This is a genomic window from Clostridium tertium (assembly GCF_902652255.1).
GTDB classification, from domain to species: Bacteria; Bacillota; Clostridia; order Clostridiales; family Clostridiaceae; genus Clostridium; species Clostridium tertium_A.
In genome coordinates, this window is record NZ_CACRTO010000042.1 from 43,350 (window position 1) to 62,804 (window position 19,455).

Genomic DNA, 19,455 nt, shown 5'->3' on the forward strand with positions numbered 1-19,455 from the left:
ATAATTATTCAAAAAATATGTATATTTATTTAGTTGTATAGTGTATTATAGATAGTAGAGAATAAAAATGTTAAGACTACTATCTTAAACCTAATATCAGTGGTACGGTTTAATAAATATAAAAATAGATTTTATATTTATTTATTATTTTAATATTAAAATAGAAAATTAGGATCAAAACTTAGCAAAAACTATGCATAAATATAAATGTAAAATTTCTTGACATATAATTAGATAAAATATAGAATATTATCAATAGATTAAGAAATTTATAAATTATATCAAGTTAAAAAGTACACTTTAAATTGGTCCTGTGAGGCCAGAAAGGGAGTATACCAGTATGTTATATTTAAATTCACAAAATAATTGCATAGCTATGTCAGTAAGGACCTTTTCTAATACTGATATTAAATATATAAGGATAGTAGGGAGAAAACTATAATTTGTTATCTCCTTAGTATCCTTTTGTTTTAGATAAGTAGGCTTTTATGAAGTGTATTTTTAGCTAAATATATTTAATTTAAGGAGGGCTAAATATGAAAGCAAAGCTAATATTAGAGAATGGCATGATTTTTGAAGGTAAAGCCTTTGGATACCTAAAAGATAGTATAGGTGAAGTAGTATTTACTACAGGAATGACAGGCTATCAAGAGGTTTTAACTGACCCATCATATTATGGACAAATAGTAACAATGACTTACCCTTTAATAGGTAATTATGGAATAAATTTAGAAGATATGGAATCTAAGACACCTAAGGTTAAAGGCTTTATAGTAAGGGAAAATTGTAATTTCCCAAACAACTTTAGATGTGAAATGGATCTTGAAAATTATTTAAAGCAAAATAAGATAATAGGTTTAGAAGGAATTGACACTAGAGCATTAACTAAGGTTTTAAGAAACCATGGAACTATGAAAGGTATGATTAGTTTAGAAGAAGTTTCATTAGAAGATGTTAAGGAAAGAATAGAAGGATTTTCTAACAAGGATGCAGTAAGTAAGGTTAGTACTAAAGAGAAATATACTATCGAAGGTACTGGAAAACATGTTGCAATAATTGACTTTGGAATTAAAGAAAATATAATAAGAAACTTTAAGGCTAGAGGATGTAAATTAACAGTATTCCCAATGAATGTTACAGCAGAAGAAGTTTTAGAAGTAAATCCAGACTTAGTATTCCTATCTAATGGACCTGGAGATCCAGAAGATTTAGGAGAAGTTATAGAAAATATAAAGAATTTAGTAGGAAAGAAACCTATAGTAGGAATATGCTTAGGACACCAACTATTAGCATTAACTCTAGGTGGAACAACTACAAAGTTAAAATTCGGACATAGAGGATGTAATCATCCAGTTAAAGACTTAGAAGAAAACAAAGTTCATATAACATCACAAAATCATGGATATGTAGTTGAAACATTACCTAATGATGTAGTAGCAACACATATAAATATAAATGATGGAACTATAGAAGGTATGAAGCATAGTACTCTTCCAATTTTCTCAGTTCAATTCCATCCAGAGGCTGCAGCAGGTCCAAAGGATAGCGAGTATATATTTGATAAGTTTTTAAAGTATGCACTATAGGAGGGGTTAGGATATGCCGTTAAATAAAGATATTAAAAAAGTTTTAGTTATAGGATCAGGTCCAATAGTAATAGGACAAGCAGCAGAGTTTGATTATTCAGGAACTCAAGCTTGCCAAGCCTTAAAAGAAGAAGGAATAGAAGTAGTATTAGTTAATTCAAATCCAGCAACTATCATGACTGATGCAGAAGTTGCAGATAAAATATATATAGAACCATTAACAGTAGAATTTTTAGAAAAAGTAATAGCTAAGGAAAAGCCAGATAGTATGATTACAGGAATGGGTGGCCAAACAGGACTTAACCTAGCTGTTGAATTATATGAAGCTGGTATATTAGATAAATATAATGTAAAAGTTATTGGAACATCTATTCAATCTATTAAGGAAGGTGAAGATAGAGAGCTCTTCAGAAATATGATGAATAGAATAAATGAACCAGTTATTCAAAGTGAAATAATAACTGAAATGGAAGCTGGAATTAAGTATGCAAATGAAATAGGTTATCCAGTAATAGTTAGACCAGCTTACACACTAGGAGGAACTGGTGGTGGAATAGCTGATAATGAAGCAGAGCTTAGAGAAATATTAGCTTCAGGATTACAGTTAAGTACAATAGGACAAGTTTTATTAGAAAAGTCAGTTAAGGGATGGAAAGAAGTAGAGTACGAAGTAATGAGGGACTCTTATGGAAACTGTATAACTGTATGTAATATGGAAAATATAGATCCAGTTGGTATCCATACAGGAGATAGTATAGTTGTAGCTCCATCACAAACATTATCAGATAAAGAATATCAAATGCTTAGAACTTCAGCAATAAATATAATAAATGCTGTAGGTATTGAAGGTGGATGTAACGTACAATTTGCATTAAATCCAAATTCATTTGAATATGCAGTAATAGAAATTAATCCAAGAGTTTCAAGATCCTCAGCTTTAGCATCTAAGGCAACTGGTTATCCAATAGCTAAACTTGCAGCAAAGATAGCTTTAGGATATGGATTAGATGAAATTAAAAATGCAGTAACTCAAAAGACTTACGCTTGTTTTGAACCAACTTTAGACTATGTAGTAGTTAAGATTCCAAAGTGGCCTTTTGATAAGTTCTTTACAGCAGATAGAGCTTTAGGAACTAAGATGATGGCAACAGGAGAAATAATGGCTATAGGAGCAAACCTAGAAGCTGCACTATTAAAGGGTATAAGAAGTTTAGAAATAGGAAAATACTCTTTAGATCATCCAAAGTTTAAGGAATTAAGTATTCAAGAATTAAAATCAATAGTAGTTAAACCAGATGATGAAAGATTATTTGCTTTAGCTGAAATGATTAGAAGAGATTATAGAATAGAAAGTATTGCTAAGATAACTGGAATAGATATATTCTTCTTAGAAAAGTTCAAATGGATAATTCATGAAGAAACTAGATTAAAGTTAAGCAAAATAGAAGATTTAGATAAAGAATGGTTATTAAACTTAAAGAAAAAAGGATTCTCAGATAAGGCTATAGCAGATATGCTTAGAGTTAGTCCGGAAGACGTCTATAGACTAAGAACTATATGGAATATTAAACCTGCATATAAGATGGTTGATACTTGTGGAGGAGAATTTGAAGCTTTATCACCATACTACTACTCAACTTATGAGCAATATGATGAAGTAGAAGTATCTGATAATAAGAAAGTAATAGTTATAGGATCAGGTCCAATTAGAATAGGACAAGGTATTGAGTTTGACTATGCTTCAGTTCACTGCGTAAAATCATTAAAGAAGATGGGTATAGAAACTATAATAGTAAATAATAACCCAGAAACAGTAAGTACAGACTTTAATATTTCTGATAAATTATACTTCGAACCATTAACAGAAGAAGATGTACTAAATATAATTGAAAAAGAAAATCCAGATGGAGTAATACTTCAATTTGGTGGTCAAACAGCTATTAAGCTTGCAAACTTCTTAAAGGAAAAGGGGATAAAGACTTTAGGAACTACTGCAGACCAAATAGATATGGCTGAAGATAGAGAAAAGTTTGATGAATTATTAGAGAATCTAGGGATCGATAGACCAAAAGGTAAAGGGGTTTGGAATATAGAGGAAGGTTTAGAAGAGGCTAGAAGATTAGGCTTCCCAGTATTAGTTAGGCCTTCATACGTTTTAGGGGGACAAGGTATGGAAATAACTCATGATGAAGATGAGTTAAAGTACTACTTAAAGAATGCTTTTGCGAAGGATAATAAGAATCCAATATTAGTAGATAAATATTTAATGGGTAGAGAAATAGAAGTAGATGCTATATCTGATGGAGAAGAAATATTAATTCCAGGAGTTATGGAACATCTAGAAAGAGCTGGAGTTCACTCAGGGGACTCAGTTACTATGTATCCTAGCCAAAATATAAGCAAGGAAATCAAAGAAAAGGTATTAGATTATACTAAGAAATTAGCAGTAGCCATAGGAATAAAGGGAATGATAAACATTCAATTTATAGAGTTTGAAGGCGAGCTTTATATAATAGAAGTTAACCCAAGAGCTTCAAGAACTGTTCCTTATATAAGTAAGGTAAGTAAAGTTCCAATAGTAGATCTAGCTACAAAGGTAATGCTTGGACATAAGTTAAAAGATTTAGGCTATGGAGTAGATATATACAAGGAGCCAGAATTAGTATCTGTTAAAGTTCCAGTATTCTCAACTCAAAAGCTTCCAAAGGTTGAAGTATCTTTAGGACCTGAAATGAAGTCTACAGGAGAAGTTTTAGGCGTAGGTAGAAATATTCAGGAAGCTTTATTCAAAGGCTTTGTAGGGGGAAGTATGTATCCTTCAAATAAGAAAGGTAAGATATTAGCAACTATTAAGAAGCATGATAAACAAGAATTCTTACCAATAGCTAAGATGTTAGCAAGTACTGGTTACAAGTTTGTTGCAACAGAAGGAACAGCTAAGCTTTTAAGAGAAGCTGATATTGAAGTTGAAGTAGTTAGAAAGTTGCATGAAGATGCACCAAATATCTTAGATGTAATTAAGAATAAAGAAGTTGACTTAGTAGTTAATACTCCAACTAAGGGAAATGACTCTAAGAGAGATGGATTTATAATAAGAAGAGCTGCTGTAGAGAGAAATATCGGTGTAATAACAGCTTTAGATACACTAAGAGCTATTGCAGAAGTGAAGTCTCTAGGTATTGAAGGAAAAGACTTAGAAGTATATGATATTGCAGCAGAATAGAAAAACTCTTTATTTAGGGGATAATAAAATTAGTAATTGATAAAAGGGGAGTTCGGATACTTATCTGAACTCCTTTTTTTATCATTATATTAAAAAGGTATCCTTATTTTTACTTTCTGTATTATGGAAGTAATTATAAAAATAAAATTTACCAAAAGTATTGACTTTGAACGTGTGTTCGGTTAATATAATTATAGAACTTATGTTTGGTTGGAGGGTTTATAATGAATAATGATATTTTTGTAAAATTAAATTACGAAACAATTGGAGAATTTAAGAGCTTAATAATAGATAGACAACATAGAGATTATGATAATAATAAATATATGATTTGCACAGGAAAATACGATAAGAATGGATGGACATTTATATTTAAGGCAAATAGTTTAAAAGAAGCTGAAGAGTTTATAAGTAAAAACTCTATAAAGAAAAGAAACATAATTAGTAAAAGAAGAAGAATAGAAGACAACATTTCACTTATTAATAGTGATAAAATACATATTCCAGCATGGATATAAAATAAAGGCTCGGTCACCCCTGAGCCTTTATTTTTCTATTGAAAAAAACCTCGAAAAATTTGTAGGATATTTCATGTTCCATAATAATATTTTTTAAATTTGAATCTGATAATTCATCGTAATAGTGTATATCAAAGAAATTATTTTTAATATACCTCATGACTACCCCCATATTAACTCAATATAATCTTAATTATTATCAGCTAAAGTTTTAATTATCCAATGTATAAGGTAGCTTTATAGTAAATGTAGTTAAATCATGATTACTATCTACATAAATACTTCCATCATTATTACTAATTATTTCTTTAACTATATGCAATCCAAAACCATTATCTCCATGCTTATTTTTCTTAGTAGAAAACCCTTCATCAAAAATCTTATCAATAATCTTATCATTTATTTTTGGACCATTATTTTGTATATCAATTATTAAATGATTATAACTATAATAACTTTTAATCATTAGTAATCCACGTCCATTTAAGGCTTCTATAGAATTTCTAATAATATTAGAAATTACTTTTTGAAGTTCTAGCTCTCCTATAGTTATACTTTCTAAATTAGCATTCTCATCTATTAGAACATTAACATCTTTTAAATCAGTTGAATTTACTATTTGAGATATAATAGATGTTTCTGATGATAAGACTTTAACATGAGAAGATATATCATTTCCAGCTATTATTCCTTTAAGTAAGTCTCCTAATTTTTCATAGTTCTCCATTAAATAAGCTCCATATAAATATGAAATTTGAGAACCGTAATCATGTTTTATTTTTTTTAGTTCATTTACCTTCTTTTCTAATTCTCTATTTAACCTATGTATTTCGTTTGATTTTTTATATATACCAGCAAAGTAAAGAGTTATAGAGATTAAGAAGAGTCCAAGGAAAATAAAAATTATTTGTTTAAATAGTGGGTTATCTTTAGCATTGTATATGAATAAAAATGATATTACAAAATCTAATACTAATGTTGTAATGATTAAAGTAAGTGTGGATGAGATTCTTGATTTAATAATTAAATTAATCTTATAAATAAATTTCATATTTCTTAAAACTAAATATGAAATTATAAATTGAGGAATATACATTACTACTATATTTGCATAGGTTATATCCATATTTGTGTTATTAATTAAGAAGATAAATAGGGAAAAGGACACAATTACATTTATACCTATTATTAAGTAAACTATACTAAATCCTATAAGTGAACCGAGCTTATCACTTCTATAAAGTAATAACATTATAAGAGTTAATTGAAATATATGAATTGTTATTATTGCCAAGCTAGAGTTGCCTATTAACTTAGTTATGAATGTCATTACAATCCACATTATAATTATAGATATAAATAGTGGTACTTTATCTTTTTTATATTCATTTTTAACACAATAATTTGCTGAAACAATAAACATAATGCTTTGTAAAATAGTGTTTATTGTATCAATTAATCCTGCGTACATATTATTTCATTCCTTTATCTGTACATATTTCAATATATATTAAGTACAACCACATTATACAATAACTAGATATATACTTCTATAAAATTATACTAGTTTTACCAAAATATATTAAAATTTGAATAAATAATTCTTTTTTTAGAATAATTGTGAAATGATTAAAGATTTTTCTTAAAAAGATAACTAGTTTTATTAAATTGCATCTTTTCTTCATAAAATTTATGTGCTCTTGTTCTCTGTAAACCGGAAGATAGAGATATTATTTCACAGTCATTCTCTCTACCTATATTTTCAACATAAGAAAGAAGTTTTTCTCCATAACCTTTAGACCTTTTATTTTTATCTGTTATTAAATCATCAACCCAAATATGTTTACCTGAATGAAGGTTTGTGCATATAGTAAAACCTATAATAGCAACAATTTCATTATTTTCTAGTAATGAAATCATCCTATACCCATCATTATGAATTGATTTTACAAGTTGAAGATACTTGTTTTCATCCAAATCTGTTCTTAGCTGATTTACTACTTTAAAAGCATCTTTCCATTGATTTTCTTCTAATAATTCTTTTATTTCTATTTTTACTTGTTCCATTTATTACCTCCGATAAAATAAATTCTATTAAATAATAAGTAAGATAGCAATTTTTATATTGATTTAGTTTATTTATTAGAGTTAATTGCTACTAGAGCTTTAGAATAGTCATCTTTATGGACATAAATATAGTATTCATAAGCTAAATTAGGGTTTTCTCCGAAACTACCAATAAATCCTCTTGTACTTCCTAAGGACTTAGAGGATGTCCTGCTTATTGTTCTAACATCATATCTAATTCTATTTTGAGATAGAATACTTCTAATATTAGAAAATTGTTCTAAAGAGAAACCGTAATAAATCTCCTTTCTATTCCATAGAGCTATCATTAAACTTTCACCTCAATTATATAAAAATAATGCTAATATACTATTTTAGCATTATTTTCTATATATTACCATATAGATTGATCTTAAATTCTACTATTTACAAAAAGTGTTTTCTAGGATAGGTCTAGGGTATATTTTATAGGAAAAAATAAAAAAGGCACTATTGTGCCTTTTTTAATTTAATTATATTAATATAATTAGGATTCTTTATTAAATATCTAGTAAATTCTTAGTGTAATTACTATAAAGATCTCTTAATTTCTTCATACTATCTTCTAATTCAAGAAGCAAGTTAGATGCTAAAGCATAATCTTTATTTGAGATTGCTTCTTTAGTGCGAGTGAATAAACTCTTAGTAGTATAAGTATCCTTCATTATATAATGTCTTAGATTATTGATAGTCATCCAGTTAGATATATCTAAGTCTAAAGCATTTACTGAATGAAGTTGTTTAAAGCTTCTTACTTCAGCTGCATGATTTAAAATTATTCTATGAATGATATCAGTTGTCCATCTTTGAGTTATAGCTAACTTAAAGCTGTTTATAATGCTGTCACTAAATACATCATTTCTTCTTAAGACTTCTAACTTTTCAGGATATTTATCTAATTGAATTAAGTTTTCATAAACTGTAGCAGGAGCCTTACCGAAGTACTCATCTCTTTCTTCATCAGTGAAGAACTCAAATACATCTTCTTCAGTTCTGTAAGCTCTAGACTTTTCTAGGTAGTCTGCATCTTCACCTGGCTTCTTAGATAATTCAGCTAATAACTCTTCTTCAGTTTTATTATTCTCAAGAGCGTAAATTATTCCATCTAACATAGCCATATAAGAAACTGATATTGCTAAGTATATGTTAGAATGTGGATTTGGAGATCTAAGTTCAAATCTTGTAGCCATTGGATTTATTAAATCTCTAATTAATCCAACAAGTATAGTTCTATTTCTTGATGGATTATCAGGAGACATACCAAGAGAAGTTACTATACAAATAGGTGCCTCAAAACCTGGTTTTAATCTCTTAAATGCTCCATTAGTAGAAGAAATAAATGGATTCATTACTTCGTAGTTTTTTAAGATTCCCATTATAGCTCCATAACCTATAGTGCTTAAGAAATCTTCCTTTGTAGCATGGAATAAGTTAATTCTCTTTCCGTTCTTAAGCTTTAAACTAACTCCAAGATGCACATGCATTCCTGATCCAGCTACACCATCAATAGGTTTAGCTTTAAAAGAAACATCTAATCCATGTCTTCTAAATGTTTCCTGAGTAAGTATCTTAACGAAAATTTCGTTATCAGCAGCTTGTACAGCATCTGAATATTTCCAATCTATTTCAAGTTGTTCCATTATATGATTGAATTGTCCATTACTATCTAATTGAGATTTAACTCCACCAACTTCTTTGTGACCCATTTCAGGTTCAAAGCCATAAGCCTCCATTAACATAAGAGTTTCTTCTAGAGCTGTTCTAACTACTCCTTTAGTTCTTGTCCAATATTGTTCTTGCATAACCTCAGATGTAGATAATTCCTCTATATGAGCTTGTTCATTAGGTGTCTTAACCCAAAATTCTAGTTCTGTTGCTGATGTAGTTACTATTTCATCTATATCATCAAATGTTATATTAAATGGCTTTAATGTATTAGGATTATTCTTGAATATATCTAAAAGAGTTGACTTGAATGTCTTAATGGATGAGTTAAGAAGGTTTCTTGAACATACAGGTTTATTGTTGTGAATTAAAAATGAAGGGATTCTAAGAGTACCAATAGGTTTGTTTGTAGTAAAATCTATATGATCATAGTTATAATCAACAAACCAATTAGCATTTATATCTGCTATCATATCTACTTTTGCATCATTTAATGTAGCTATTCCAGGAAGCACAACTGATGATCCATCTGTTTGAATAGCAACACCATTTAAGAATGAATCTATATCATCTAAAAATAATTTTGCAGGAATTTTTTCGTCAGTATCATTACCTGATAAATCTATACCTACGATAGATACAAACTTTATTTCAGGATGATCAGTAAAAACTTTAAATAAATCTTCTTTATTATGTAGTGATTTGGGAATTGTATAAATTAAATCTTTCATAAAAAAGTTTTCTTGCCGAAAATAGCAAGAAAAAATTCACTTCCTTTCTGTGTATAATCGAATATTTAAATAGAACGGACGGTATAATATTCGTAATAATAAATAATTTATAAAGAAATTCTATTATATATTGAGGTGTGATGTCAATAATTAAATTAGTATTTTTTTATTCTTTTGGAAATTATTTTTTTATAATAATATATGCTTAAAAGTAATTAAATAATATATGTGTACACTTTTTAACAAAATATAATATTAATTTAAAGCAAGTATTAAATATTTAACCTTTAAATAAGGATGCATCAAAGTTTATTATAAAATTTGATACATCCTCTAACTATATTTTTTTATTTGAAATTGATTTAAGTGAATTTGATAATATATCTTCAGGATAACCTAAATATGATAATAATTTTAAAGCATTTCCTGTATTACATATTCCTTCTTTTAGCTTATAATCAAAAACTAATCCTTCTTCTTCATCTATATCTTCGCAGAAGTAGTAGCGCAAGTATTTCTCATTACAGTTTTCAGCTAATTCTAAATCATGAGTAGCTACTATTGATATAGCATTTCTAGCCATAATGTACTTTAGTATTTCCTTAGATGCTGCAATTCTTTCGATAGGATTAGTACCTTTAAATATTTCATCAATTATACAAAAGGCTGGTACTTCTTCCTCTAATGAATTAAGTATTCTAAGAACTGATTTACATTCTTCTAAATAATAGCTAGCACCAGATAAAATATTATCTGAAAGACTTAAAGAAGACATAACCCTAAAGAAAGATGCTTTATATTTATCACAATAGCTTGTATATATAGTCTGAGACATAAGTATATTTATAGCTATAGTCCTCATAAATGTAGATTTACCAGACATATTTGAACCTGTTAATATTACTCCTTGATTTGTAAGGGAAATACTATTAGGTACCCCATCTTCTAGCAAAGGGTGATTGATATTTTCTACAATTAGAGTTTTATCATTATTATTAATAAATTCAGGTAAGCAATAGTTTGGAATTCTATCTCTAAAGGAAGCAACAGAAATATATGCCTCCATAGTCCCAACTAAAGAATATAACTCAATTAAATTTTGTCTATTTTCTTTAATAATGTTTATAACTGAATAATAAGATCTTATTCTAGTTAAAAATAATGCATTTATTGTTTCTATAAAAATATCTAATTCACTTTGGGAATATATAAATTTTGTCTTAGAGTCTATCTTTGATAGTGGAGCCACTTTTTCTTTAATAGCTGAAACATAATCATTTAAAATTGGATTATCAATTTTAGAAAGATCTTTTGCAGCTCTAATGAAATTTCCTAAGTATTGAAGTGAAGATAATTCATATTCTATTTCTGCAGCACTTCTCATTGAGATAAACATATATATAGCAAATATAAAAAAGAAAGTAGGGATTTGGTTGGCTCCAAACAGTAAAAAGCAAACTAAAGCAATAGCTGAAGATATAGCAAGTATGTTATATAATAAGACCTTTCCTTTATTAACTACAGCATCAGTATTAAATAAATTAAATATCTCTCCCTTTCTTTGTCTTCCTAAATTGGAGAGTATTTGTTGAATATGACCACGCAAAGAAGGATCGTCATTTAAAAGATTAATTATTTCATTTCTCTTTTCAAGATAATCTTTAGCAATCTTAGGTGTTCTTAAAATATAATATAACATTTGCTCTCCAGGAGTTGAGGAGCATATACTTATTTCCTTAAGGACTTCATCTAGATTTAAATCATCAGCAGTTTGATCATCTATATTGTAGTAATTCTTTTCTTTTAAAATTTCTGGTCCATATTCATAATAGAATTTATGAATTTTTTCAAAGTCAAACTTATTATCATAGGCTTCTGGCCAAGAAGATATTAAGTACTCTACTTCTTGCAATCTTTTAGACTTATCAAACAATTGAGAAGCTACAATAACTATTAAAATAAACAATGCAATACCTATCTGATAAGCACGTCCTCCTATTGAAGGTCCAATTTTAAAGGTTATATAGATTACAAGCCCTGCTAAAATTACTGAAATTAGTGTGGATACTTTATAAAAAGATAAATTTTTTTTTCATAGAAAACCTCCAAAGTTTATGTAAAAAAGCATTTATGATATAGTAATGAAGTGAATGTTATTAAATAATTAATATGTAATATATTTCTATTAATTATAACATATAAGAAATAAATAAATCTATATGAGTTGTAATGAGTAAATAGTTAATTGGAACATAATACTTTAATAAATTTATGGATTTATACTAGATAAAGGTATAAAATAAAAAGTAGAATTAAAGAAAATGGAGTGAGATAATTGGACAATAAGAATAGGCCAATAGGTTTTTTTGATTCAGGCGTAGGTGGATTAAGTGTAATGAGGGAAGCTTTAAAAATAATGCCTAATGAGGATTATATATATTTTGGAGATTCTAAAAATGCTCCATATGGAATTAAAAGTGCAGAAGAAGTTAGGGAGTTAACATTTAAGGCTGTTGAGTTTTTATTAAATAAAGGTGTTAAGGGCATTGCTATAGCTTGTAACACAGCTACTAGTGCAGCAGTTGCAGACTTAAGAAAGATGTACCCCGAGTTACCTTTAGTAGGTATTGAGCCAGCATTAAAGCCAGCTGTTGAGTGTAATAGTGATGGAAGTATATTAATTATGGCTACGCCTATGACTTTAAAAGAAGAAAAGTTTAATAGATTGATGAAGAAATATGAAGATAGAGCAGATATAATACCTGTACCTTGCCCTGGGCTTATGGAATTTATAGAAGAAGGAAAGCTTCAGGGGGAAGAGGTAGAGCAGTATTTATTAGATAAGGTAAATACATATAAAAAGGGAAAAATATCATCTATAGTATTAGGGTGTACTCATTACCCATTTATAGAGCCTGTATTATCTAAAATAGTTGAAGAAGATACAATAATTATAGATGGTGGATTAGGTACAGCAAAAGAGCTAAAAAGAAGATTAAGTGAAAAAGAATTATTGAGGGAATCTAGTGAAATAGGGAAGATAGAAATTATTAATTCTTTAAATAAAAAAGATGTAATAGATTTAAGTTATAAGCTACTAGAAATATAGAAGCTAATTTAAGAAGAATTTAATTAAAAATATACAATCATTTTAATAATTTTCTAAAATAATCAAAATGAATTAACTAAAAAACTCCTAAGGGAGTTTTTTTTAGTTAAATGCTAAATTATATAATCTGATGTTTTATTAAAGTATTAAATTTAGAAATAATTTTTAAACTCTTGTTAAAATGTTGACAAAAAAGATATAACTTGATATATTATATTAAAGAATAAATTTTCAGAATATTTAAATAAATAAAACTTTTGGGGGTAACGTTTATGGAAATTAAGATTACAAATATATTAGGAGAAGATGTAACTATTGAGGATGCTATACTTCTAAGAGAGATGATTAGAAATAGCTTAAATGTTGGTGTAACTTTAGACTTCGAAGGATTTAGAAGAGTTCCAACTACTTTTTTAAATTTACTATTAGGGGATTTAATTAATAGTTTTGGAAGAGAGTTCGTTTTTAAGCAAATTAATGTTAAAAATTTATCAAATTATACAGACTATTCAAGAGTTGTTTTAGGTACTACCTTTCAATAAAGGAGATTTATCTAGTTGAAAAATAATAATGACATGAAAATATAATAAGGTATAAATAGTTGTTTATAATATGTAAAGATTAACGTCTTGTACAGCTATTTATGCCTTATTAGTGCTATTTTTACTAAAAGATAATTTATTATAATGGGTGTACTAAGTATTAATGCATCCATTTTTTCGTTAAATAAATTATATATATGAAAATGTCTATAAATAAGATATAATTACCATAAGAGAAAACTTATTATTAAAATGAATTTATATGAATAAATATGACAATAATAAGAGGAGATTTATTTTGAAAGGAGACTATTATGAAAAATCCGATAGTAACAATAAATATGGAAAATGGGGGAGTTATAAAAGCTGAATTATATCCAGAAGTAGCTCCTAATACAGTTAAGAATTTTATTAGTTTAATAAACAAGGGGTTTTATGATGGAGTAATATTCCACAGAGTAATTCCAGGCTTTATGATTCAAGGGGGATGCCCAGATGGTAATGGAATGGGAGGCCCTGGATATAGCATCAAAGGTGAATTTACTAGAAATGGATTTAAAAATGATTTAAAACATTCTAGAGGAGTTCTTTCAATGGCAAGAACTATGGTTCATGATTCAGCAGGAAGTCAATTCTTTATTATGGTACAAGATTCACCACATCTAGATAATCAATATGCTGCATTTGGTAAGGTTATTGAAGGTATGGAAGTAGCAGATGGAATAGTTAAATCTCAAAGAGATTATAATGATAAGCCTTTTGAAGATCAAAAGATGATAAAGGTTACTGTAGATACTTTTGGAGAAACTTATGATGAACCAGAGAAGGTATCAAGATAATAAGGGTATATAGAGATTAAAATAATTTATGGGAGTGGAATTATGCTTAGCGGAAATAAGAATATATTAGTGTTTAATGCTCCTTTAGAGGAGATAAATATTCTAAAGGAAAAAGGACTTAAGGTTATAGAGGTTTCAAGCGAAATGACAGAAATGAAAATTTCTGATATTTTAGAAGGGTTAAGATTTGAAACAGTAACTAATAACATAGTTAACGAAACAGTTATTCTATTTAATGGCTTTTCAGATGAAGAAATAAGCTTAATAATATCAGATATTAGAAAAAGATTTAAAGGTGGAATATTTGCTGTAGTTACTCCAACTTCAATAGAGTGGAAGTTTAGTTATCTAGTAGAGCATTTAGTTGAAGAAAGAGAATGGTATTTGAAGAATCAGAAAGGAAGATAAGCTTTGAGTAGGGTTGGTGACAAGATAAAGGAAGCTAGACTTAAAAGTGGTTTAGGTCAAAAAGCTTTAGCAAAAAAACTTGGAGTTGCAGAAAAGTTTATAAATGAAGTTGAACTTGGAAGAAGAATAGCTAATGAGGCTTTTATCGAGAAAGTTTCAAAAATATTAAAGACTGATTTAAATGATGTTAGTATGGTAGTAACAGATGAGGCCTTACAAGAGGAAAGAAAAACTATAAAGGATACAAATTCCTTTAAGTCTAATAAGTCCCCAAAAAGTCTTGGTAAGGAAGAGGAAGTTTGGACTAATGCATTTTCATCAGTACTAAAGAATGTGCCTATCTATGATTATTCACTTAAAAATAATAAAGGCTATAAGGAACTTCCAATTCACTCTAATAAAATAGAGGGTTTTGCACAGGATAAAGTGTTGTATTTAGAAGTTCAAGATGATGAAATGTCTGGCTTTAGAATGTTAAAGGGAGATTTAGCTTTTGCTTCATTATCTAAGGAAGCTAGTAATAATGGTATATTCCTGGTTGAATATAATGAAAAAAGAGCTATAAGACAAGTAAAGCTATTAGGAAATTCAAAAGCTTTATTAGTTAGTAATGGTGGAAGTCTTTTAACTGAAACTGTAAATTTAAATGAAATAAAAGTAATAGCTAAGTTAGAAAGATTAGAAATAAAACTATAAAATATTATAGATAAATAGGCTGTTGATAAATTATCAACAGCCTTTAATTTTAAAATAAGTTAGTAATCAGTGTATAAAGTCCTATTTTAGGAGGGGAATATAATTATTTAGAAAATAATTTGTTTAAAATTAATAAAATAAAGAGTACTTCTGTTGATAAATAGGAGTACTCTTTACTTTTATTGTGGATAAATTTCAGCTATAGATTATAAATCTATGTTCAGACATCAATTATTACCTATCTTATTTTTATAACTAAAGAATATTTTTCTCACCATAAGCTTACTTTTCATATATTGATATAAATGGCTTTTGTGAGGTGATTGATATGGAAAATACAACATCAACCAAGATTAATTCTTCTCTTGGCCTCATTCAAAATACCCCAAAGAATTTATTAGGGAAGTTAGGAATAAATTTTGGATTAACATCTAATGAGGACAATACGATTGAGGTAGTAGCTTTATCTGGAAGTGCCCCTGCTGATGTCAAGGCATTAGTAGAAGGACTAAATGGTAAATATGAAGACTTGGGATTTGGATATAGCATAATAACAATACCTGTTAAAAATCTTGTATCTCTTGCAAATAGTAAATACATTCAATATATAGAGTTACCAAAGAGTCTTTTTACTACTGATTCTGAAAGTAATAGAGCAGCTTGTGTACCTTATGCTAGAGATACTTACAATATCCAAGGGGAAGGGATATTAATAGGATTTATAGATACCGGAATAGATTTTACCCATCCAGCTTTTAGAAATGATGATGGAACTACAAGAATAGATTATATTTATGACTTAAGTAGTGGTGGAAATATTTATAATAGGGAGACTATTAATTTAGCCCTTCAAAATCCTGATCCATATTCAGTTGTGCCTTCAATTGACACTAATGGACATGGGACTCATGTAGCTGGTATTGCATGTGCAGGTGGAAGAATAAATACATCTTATTATGGAGTAGCTCCTAAAAGCTCTATTGCAATGGTTAAGTCTACAAGAGGTAGATTTGCTCTCAGTACTAATATTATGAAAGGAATAAAATTTCTAATAGACGCTGGAAAGGAACTAGATAAGCCTTTAGTAATTAATATTAGCTTAAGTACTAATGATGGAGCTCATAATGGAACTAGTTTATTAGAACAATATATTTCAACTACATCTATTTTAGAGAGGGTAACTATAGTAATAGCAGCTGGAAATGAGGGAGATGCAGCACATCATATTGGTGGAGAGCTAAATAGAACAAATAAAATATCAATAAATGTAGCAGAAGATGAAAGCTATCTAGTACTTAATCTATATAAACCAGTTTTATCAGAAATATCAATAAGAATTATAAGTCCTACAGGAGCAACGAGTGGAGATGTACTCATTAGAGAAGGATATTTTCAAGGCCTTATAGGAACTGATATATATCAGGTTTATTATACAGGGCCGAAACCTTTTGATATTATTGGAGAAATATCAATTGCAATAAACACTAATACTCAATATATAGCTGCAGGTCAATGGGAAATAGATATAAGTTTAGTAAACCAATATAGTGGAGTTTTTGATATGTGGCTGCCTATCTCTGAAGGATTAAATACTAGAACAAAATTCTTGCAGCCAACAGTATTAAATACTTTAGGAATTCCTGCAACAGTAACTAATGTTATTGCTGTTGGAAGTTATAATTATCAAACGAACACAATTTCATCTTTTAGCGGAAGAGGGAGGCCAACAATATATCAACCTATAAGGCCAGATTTAGTAGCGCCTGGGGAGAATATAACATCTGTTGCTCCAAATAGAAGCTTTGATACTAAAACTGGGACATCTATGGCAACTCCACATGTATCGGGAATAGCTGGATTAATGATGGAGTGGGGAATATTAATGAATAACGATCCCTACTTATATGGTCAGCGGCTAAAGTATTATTTAGTAATAGGTGCTAGGAGATCTAGAACAGACGTAGTTTATCCTGATCCAAGTTGGGGGTATGGGGAAGTATGTTTAAGCTCAGCCATAGAAAATTTAATTAAAAATATAGGAATAGTCACTCCAAGAAGGGAGGATAGTAATTTGAATAATAATAATCAAAACAGAGTAGAAAATCAACCTGAAATCTCACCAGTGAAAGGGCGAAGTAGTCTATATCGTTATTTTCAGACAAGTTTAATTAGAGACATAGACAAATATAATGAAGTTGTTGGTTTTTTTGTAGAATATACATCACTAGAGGATTTACTTAAAATTAATAATATACCGGGAGCATCTGTGACTGTAATTGATAATAACTTTGCTATTGTAATGATACCTTTTAATAAAGTATTGGAAATAGAACCCTATGTTAGAGATATTACATCAATAGAAATACCTGTAATTTATACTTTAGAGCAAATTACACCTGTTGAGGCTAGTGGAGCCACTCTTTTTCATAATAATCCCTTACTTCAGTTAAATGGAAGAGGAGTTATAGTTGGAATAGTTGATACAGGTATAGATTATTTAAATAAGGAATTTATGAGGGAAGATGAAACAACTAGGATTTTAAGAATATGGGATCAGAGTATAGAAGGCAACAAGGAAGTATTGGGAGTAAAGCTAGGAGTAGAATATAATGAAACCCAAATTAATGAAGCCATACAAGCATCTAAAAGAGGAGAAGATCCATATACTATAGTAAATAGCAAAGATGAAGTTGGGCATGGAACATCAGTTGCAAGTATAGTTGGGGCTAGGGGGATTAATCCAGAAGTAATAGGAGCAGCTCCAGATTGTGATTTTGTAGTTGTGAAATTAAAGCAATCACCTCAAGTAATATTGGATTTTGCTGGGGTAAGCACTCCAGGTACTGGAAGATATACAACTGTAGAACTTTATTTTGCAGTAAGATATTTAGCTAGAATGGCATCTGAACTAAATAGACCAATGGTAATTTGTGTACCATTAGGAAGTAATATCGGAGCTCATGATGGTACAAATAGCATAGAAGTAACTTTAGACTCTACAAGTACAAGGGTGGGGCTTATATCAGTAACAGGTACTGGTAATGAGGGTGATACAGATACCCATACAGAAGGAAGGTTTGAAAAACCTGGAGAGATAAAAAATATAGAAGTTAGAATAGGAAAGGGTCAGAAAGATTTAAACTTTCAAATATATATACAACAACCAGATAAGGTTTCTATTGGAGTTGTTTCCCCATCAGGAGAAGTAGTTGATAAAATTCCTGTAAGATTAAATAAAGTAGAAAATATAAGCTTTATCTATGAAGGAACGAAGATGAGAATTGCTTATTTATATCCAGATTTAGTTACTGGAGATGAGGTAATTAATATAGAAGCAAGAGGGCTAAAGGAAGGAATATGGCAATTTAGGCTTTATGGTGACTATATAGTAGACGGGAGATATTGGAGTTGGCTACCTCAAAGAAGTTTACTAGATAATGATACTAAGTTCTTAAGTCCTAGCCAATATGTAACATTAACTGTACCAAGCACCGCAAGATCTGCAATAATCCCATCATTTTATAATCAAGTTAATAATTCAACTGTAGGACAATCAGGTCGAGGGTTCACTAGGGATGGCAGAATAAAACCTGATATCGCTGCAGGAGGAATAAATGCAAAAGTAACAACTCCGGGGGGAACAGTAAAAACTATAAGTGGATCATCTGTTTCAACAGCTGTAACAGCTGGGTGTTGTGCCCAAATTCTTCAATGGGGGATAGTTGATGGGAATTATCCAAGGTTATACTCAACAGAGATGAGAACCTATCTTATTAGAGGAGCAACTATGAGAGCAGGAGATATATATCCTAATGAGCAGTGGGGATATGGAATGTTAAATATGAAGGGTGTATTTGATGCTATTAGGGAAAATTTATCTGGGGGAGTTACTCAGACAAGATTTAATGAAGAATATATGGTAGGAGAACTATTTATTAGAAAGCCTAATGAGATATAAAGGCATTAATATGTTTGAACAAAATCATACTAGCAAACATATAGTATATATAGAAAAATAATTAAAGGAGTAAT

The 19,455-nt window shown here is 29.1% G+C and carries 14 protein-coding genes; 9 read left to right on the plus strand and 5 right to left on the minus strand.

Annotation, left to right across the window (positions count from 1 at the left end):
* Positions 1 to 536: 536 nt before the first annotated feature.
* The 3 genes from carA (at position 537) to GPX08_RS13395 (ending at position 5,327) form a co-directional block, all read left to right on the plus strand.
* The gene (gene carA / locus GPX08_RS13385; RefSeq protein ID WP_156627304.1) at positions 537 to 1,586 is read left to right on the plus strand and encodes a glutamine-hydrolyzing carbamoyl-phosphate synthase small subunit; all 1,050 of its coding nucleotides are present in this window, start codon (positions 537 to 539) and stop codon (positions 1,584 to 1,586) included.
* A gap of 13 nt (positions 1,587 to 1,599) precedes the next feature.
* Positions 1,600 to 4,809: a carbamoyl-phosphate synthase large subunit gene (gene carB / locus GPX08_RS13390; protein WP_156627305.1), complete on the plus strand. Its 3,210-nt coding sequence runs from the start codon at positions 1,600 to 1,602 to the stop codon at positions 4,807 to 4,809.
* 224 nt (positions 4,810 to 5,033) lie between these two features.
* Positions 5,034 to 5,327, plus strand: a complete 294-nt coding sequence (locus GPX08_RS13395; RefSeq protein WP_156627306.1) for a hypothetical protein — start codon at positions 5,034 to 5,036, stop codon at positions 5,325 to 5,327.
* Between the two features lie 211 nt (positions 5,328 to 5,538).
* On the opposite strand, the gene GPX08_RS13400 is transcribed toward GPX08_RS13395, so the two are convergent.
* The 5 genes from GPX08_RS13400 to GPX08_RS13420 all read right to left on the minus strand — a co-directional run bounded on the left by GPX08_RS13400 (position 5,539) and on the right by GPX08_RS13420 (position 11,795).
* Positions 5,539 to 6,798 carry a GHKL domain-containing protein gene (locus GPX08_RS13400; protein WP_156627307.1) on the minus strand — a complete coding sequence of 420 codons (1,260 nt, stop codon included), beginning with the start codon at positions 6,796 to 6,798 and terminating at the stop codon, positions 5,539 to 5,541.
* Positions 6,799 to 6,956: 158 nt separating this feature from the next.
* Complete coding sequence (locus GPX08_RS13405) at positions 6,957 to 7,394, minus strand: GNAT family N-acetyltransferase (protein WP_156627308.1); 438 nt, start codon at positions 7,392 to 7,394, stop codon at positions 6,957 to 6,959.
* A 68-nt stretch (positions 7,395 to 7,462) separates the two neighbouring features.
* Positions 7,463 to 7,723 carry a hypothetical protein gene (locus GPX08_RS13410; RefSeq protein ID WP_156627309.1) on the minus strand — a complete coding sequence of 87 codons (261 nt, stop codon included), beginning with the start codon at positions 7,721 to 7,723 and terminating at the stop codon, positions 7,463 to 7,465.
* A gap of 210 nt (positions 7,724 to 7,933) precedes the next feature.
* On the minus strand, positions 7,934 to 9,829 hold the full coding sequence (locus tag GPX08_RS13415; RefSeq protein ID WP_156627310.1) for a glutamine synthetase: 1,896 nt from the start codon (positions 9,827 to 9,829) through the stop codon (positions 7,934 to 7,936).
* A 337-nt stretch (positions 9,830 to 10,166) separates the two neighbouring features.
* Complete coding sequence (locus GPX08_RS13420; protein ID WP_156627311.1) at positions 10,167 to 11,795, minus strand: DNA mismatch repair protein MutS; 1,629 nt, start codon at positions 11,793 to 11,795, stop codon at positions 10,167 to 10,169.
* A 369-nt stretch (positions 11,796 to 12,164) separates the two neighbouring features.
* Between GPX08_RS13420 and GPX08_RS13425 the strand changes: the two genes are divergently transcribed.
* The 6 genes from GPX08_RS13425 (at position 12,165) to GPX08_RS13450 (ending at position 19,381) form a co-directional block, all read left to right on the plus strand.
* Positions 12,165 to 12,938, plus strand: coding sequence for a glutamate racemase (locus GPX08_RS13425; RefSeq protein WP_156627312.1), 774 nt, complete (start codon positions 12,165 to 12,167; stop codon positions 12,936 to 12,938).
* Between the two features lie 272 nt (positions 12,939 to 13,210).
* Entirely contained in the window at positions 13,211 to 13,480 is a 270-nt protein-coding gene (locus tag GPX08_RS13430; RefSeq protein WP_156627313.1) for a DUF4325 domain-containing protein, read from the plus strand.
* Positions 13,481 to 13,794: 314 nt separating this feature from the next.
* Positions 13,795 to 14,319: a peptidylprolyl isomerase gene (locus GPX08_RS13435; RefSeq protein WP_156627314.1), complete on the plus strand. Its 525-nt coding sequence runs from the start codon at positions 13,795 to 13,797 to the stop codon at positions 14,317 to 14,319.
* A gap of 42 nt (positions 14,320 to 14,361) precedes the next feature.
* Entirely contained in the window at positions 14,362 to 14,727 is a 366-nt protein-coding gene (locus GPX08_RS13440) for a DUF3783 domain-containing protein (RefSeq protein WP_156627315.1), read from the plus strand.
* Positions 14,728 to 14,730: 3 nt separating this feature from the next.
* The gene (locus tag GPX08_RS13445; protein WP_156627316.1) at positions 14,731 to 15,423 is read left to right on the plus strand and encodes a helix-turn-helix domain-containing protein; all 693 of its coding nucleotides are present in this window, start codon (positions 14,731 to 14,733) and stop codon (positions 15,421 to 15,423) included.
* A 328-nt stretch (positions 15,424 to 15,751) separates the two neighbouring features.
* Entirely contained in the window at positions 15,752 to 19,381 is a 3,630-nt protein-coding gene (locus GPX08_RS13450) for a S8 family serine peptidase (RefSeq protein WP_156627317.1), read from the plus strand.
* Positions 19,382 to 19,455: the final 74 nt, after the last annotated feature.

Bases quoted from the DNA above. Each gene is read 5' to 3' on its own strand.
- carA (WP_156627304.1), top strand. From the start codon at position 537: ATGAAAGCAAAGCTAATATTAGAGAATGGCATGATTTTTGAAGGTAAA.
- carB (WP_156627305.1), top strand. From the start codon at position 1,600: ATGCCGTTAAATAAAGATATTAAAAAAGTTTTAGTTATAGGATCAGGT.
- GPX08_RS13395 (WP_156627306.1), top strand. From the start codon at position 5,034: ATGAATAATGATATTTTTGTAAAATTAAATTACGAAACAATTGGAGAA.
- GPX08_RS13400 (WP_156627307.1), bottom strand. From the start codon at position 6,798: ATGTACGCAGGATTAATTGATACAATAAACACTATTTTACAAAGCATT.
- GPX08_RS13405 (WP_156627308.1), bottom strand. From the start codon at position 7,394: ATGGAACAAGTAAAAATAGAAATAAAAGAATTATTAGAAGAAAATCAA.
- GPX08_RS13410 (WP_156627309.1), bottom strand. From the start codon at position 7,723: ATGATAGCTCTATGGAATAGAAAGGAGATTTATTACGGTTTCTCTTTA.
- GPX08_RS13415 (WP_156627310.1), bottom strand. From the start codon at position 9,829: ATGAAAGATTTAATTTATACAATTCCCAAATCACTACATAATAAAGAA.
- GPX08_RS13430 (WP_156627313.1), top strand. From the start codon at position 13,211: ATGGAAATTAAGATTACAAATATATTAGGAGAAGATGTAACTATTGAG.
- GPX08_RS13435 (WP_156627314.1), top strand. From the start codon at position 13,795: ATGAAAAATCCGATAGTAACAATAAATATGGAAAATGGGGGAGTTATA.
- GPX08_RS13440 (WP_156627315.1), top strand. From the start codon at position 14,362: ATGCTTAGCGGAAATAAGAATATATTAGTGTTTAATGCTCCTTTAGAG.
- GPX08_RS13450 (WP_156627317.1), top strand. From the start codon at position 15,752: ATGGAAAATACAACATCAACCAAGATTAATTCTTCTCTTGGCCTCATT.